The organism is Methylibium sp. (genome assembly GCF_031393925.1).
In the GTDB taxonomy this organism is placed as follows: domain Bacteria; phylum Pseudomonadota; class Gammaproteobacteria; order Burkholderiales; family Burkholderiaceae_C; genus Methylibium.
On the sequence record NZ_JANMWL010000164.1, the window covers coordinates 1 to 2,061 of the forward strand.

The 2,061-nt window shown below is 65.1% G+C and carries 4 protein-coding genes; all 4 read right to left on the bottom strand.

What is annotated here, in order from left to right:
* Window positions 1-374 (bottom strand): TPM domain-containing protein (locus RMO12_RS09205; protein WP_405029652.1); only part of this gene is annotated, 374 nt, incomplete at its 3' end.
* Window positions 371-505 (bottom strand): hypothetical protein, encoded by a 135-nt coding sequence (locus tag RMO12_RS09210; protein ID WP_309639062.1) that lies wholly within the window; start codon window positions 503-505, stop codon window positions 371-373. The genes RMO12_RS09205 and RMO12_RS09210, both read right to left, overlap by 4 nt.
* 17 nt (window positions 506-522) lie before the next feature.
* Window positions 523-1,206, bottom strand: coding sequence for a DUF6629 family protein (locus RMO12_RS09215; RefSeq protein ID WP_309639063.1), 684 nt, complete (start codon window positions 1,204-1,206; stop codon window positions 523-525).
* Window positions 1,207-2,061 (bottom strand): cyclopropane-fatty-acyl-phospholipid synthase family protein (locus tag RMO12_RS09220; RefSeq protein WP_309639064.1); only part of this gene is annotated, 855 nt, incomplete at its 5' end.

The window sequence follows — 2,061 nt, forward strand, 5'->3', positions numbered from 1 at the left end:
AGGCCGTAGCCCACCTCGATACGCATCGCGCGGTCGCCCTTCGCAACGACGAGGATGGCGCCGTCATCGATCTTCTTGCGTCCGAGCTTCCATTGCTCGGCGACGCGCAAGGCGAACGGTTCGATGGCTTCCGGGGCTGACGAGGCGATCATCAGCACCGCAAGCTGACTGCCCTTCCTGGCCTCGAACGCCGTCAAGGTTTGCTCGAGCGACGCTCTCTGCTCAGCGGTGAGCGTGCCGGTCTGGTCGATGACATGCCCCGTCAACGGCGGGACGGGCACCTGCGCTGGGGCCAGTGCGGACCAGCCAAGCGCGCATGCCAAGAGCAACGCTCTGCCGATCCCGATCCCGATCGCGGCCGTGCTGGTGATCACCTGGCCGCTCCCGAAGCAGCGTCGGTGGGTGTGGCCGACGCGGCATCGAACCCGACGCTCGGCGGCTTGTAGCCGCAACCGGTGAGGCTCAGTACCAAGGCGGTTGTCAGGAATGCCGATCGCTTTTGCATGACCTGTTCTCCAAAGCTCAGCTTAGACCGGTCGTTGCGGGCATGCGCCGCAGCCCGCCGCGGCTGGCACCACGCCATGCAAAGTGGAGATAGATCACCGCGCTCAACAACGCAGCAAAGAAGCACCACACCGAGATGAACCACGTCGCATAGAAGGTGTAGGCGGCGCCAAACGACAGCAGCGCCAGAGCGCCGAAGACCCTCACCATGGGATGCGTGGACAGGACCGGACTCAGGGCGGTCGACATCAGGTACAGCGTCATCGTCGCTGCCGCGAAGAAATGCGGTGAGACGTACTCGACGTGCTGCCCCGTCGGCCGCGAGACAACCGGAAACGCCAACAGGATGTACAGCAGGTACGCGCCCACCGCGACGCCGGCCGCGACGAACGCGAACAACGCTCGCCGACGCCATCCCGTGGGCTCCAACAGCAGCACGGCCACGGGCACATAAACCGGCCACAGCACATGCGAGAAGAAGGAATACACGTGGGTCATCACCGAGTTCAGCAGCGGCGCATCCACGCGGAAGGTCAGCCAGATCACGCCTTCGATCAGTTGCTGAATGGCGAACAACAGCGGGATCGCCGCGAACGGCAGTTCGCGCCGCTGATGCGTCGCCAGCGCTGCTCTCATGGTCAGCGCGCCGAGCCCGAGCAGTAAGGCACCCGCCGAGAAGCTGGCCGTGGCAGAGAAGCACATTCAGCTTGCTCCTTCCACACAGTCAACGCGGCCGCCATAGAGGTCGCCCCTCGACAGCGGAAGCGGCCACTCGCCTCGGTTGGGCCTGGACGCGAGGATCTGGTAGATGCCCGTGGTCCCGGCCTCGAAGTCCAGCGCGCACGCCGCCATGTACAGCCGCCAGACGCGATAGGTTGGCTCGTCGACCTCGCGCAGTGCCGCCTCACGGTTGGCTTCCAGCCGCTGCACCCAGTGGCGAAGCGTCAGCGCGTAATGTGGGCGCAGGCCTTCGACGTCGTGAATCTCGAAGCCGGCCCGCTCCATGCCGAGCTGGATATTGCTGACGCAGTCGAGCTCGCCATCGGGGAAGACGTAGCGGTTGATGAACTCGGTGGAAACCGACTTTTGCCAGCCTTCCTCATCGTGCGTGATGCCGTGATTCAGGAACAGCCCACCCGGGCGCAGGACCCTCCGGACGATGGCCAGGTAGGCCGGCAGATTGGCCAGCCCCACGTGCTCGAACATGCCGACGCTCGACACCTTGTCAAAGACGCCTTCACCGACGATGTCTCGGTAGTCGCGCAGTTCTACCGTCACCAGGTCCTGCAAGCCTTCAGTGCGGACGCGCTGCTGCGCGTACTCGAGTTGCTGCTGGCTCAGCGTGATGCCGTGGGCCCGCACGCCGTGGTGCCGGGCCGCCCAGCACACCAGCGCACCCCAGCCGCAGCCGATGTCGAGCAAACGCTCGCCGGGCTGCAGCCGAAGCTTGCGGCAGATGTGCTCCAGCTTGTTGCGCTGGGCCTGATCCAGCGACTCGTCGGGACTCTTGAAATAGGCGCATGAGTAAACGCGCTCCTCGTCGAGCCACAGGCGGTA

Coding starts and splice junctions, on each gene's coding strand:
- RMO12_RS09210 (WP_309639062.1), bottom strand. CDS start 505: ATGCAAAAGCGATCGGCATTCCTGACAACCGCCTTGGTACTGAGCCTC.
- RMO12_RS09215 (WP_309639063.1), bottom strand. CDS start 1,206: ATGTGCTTCTCTGCCACGGCCAGCTTCTCGGCGGGTGCCTTACTGCTC.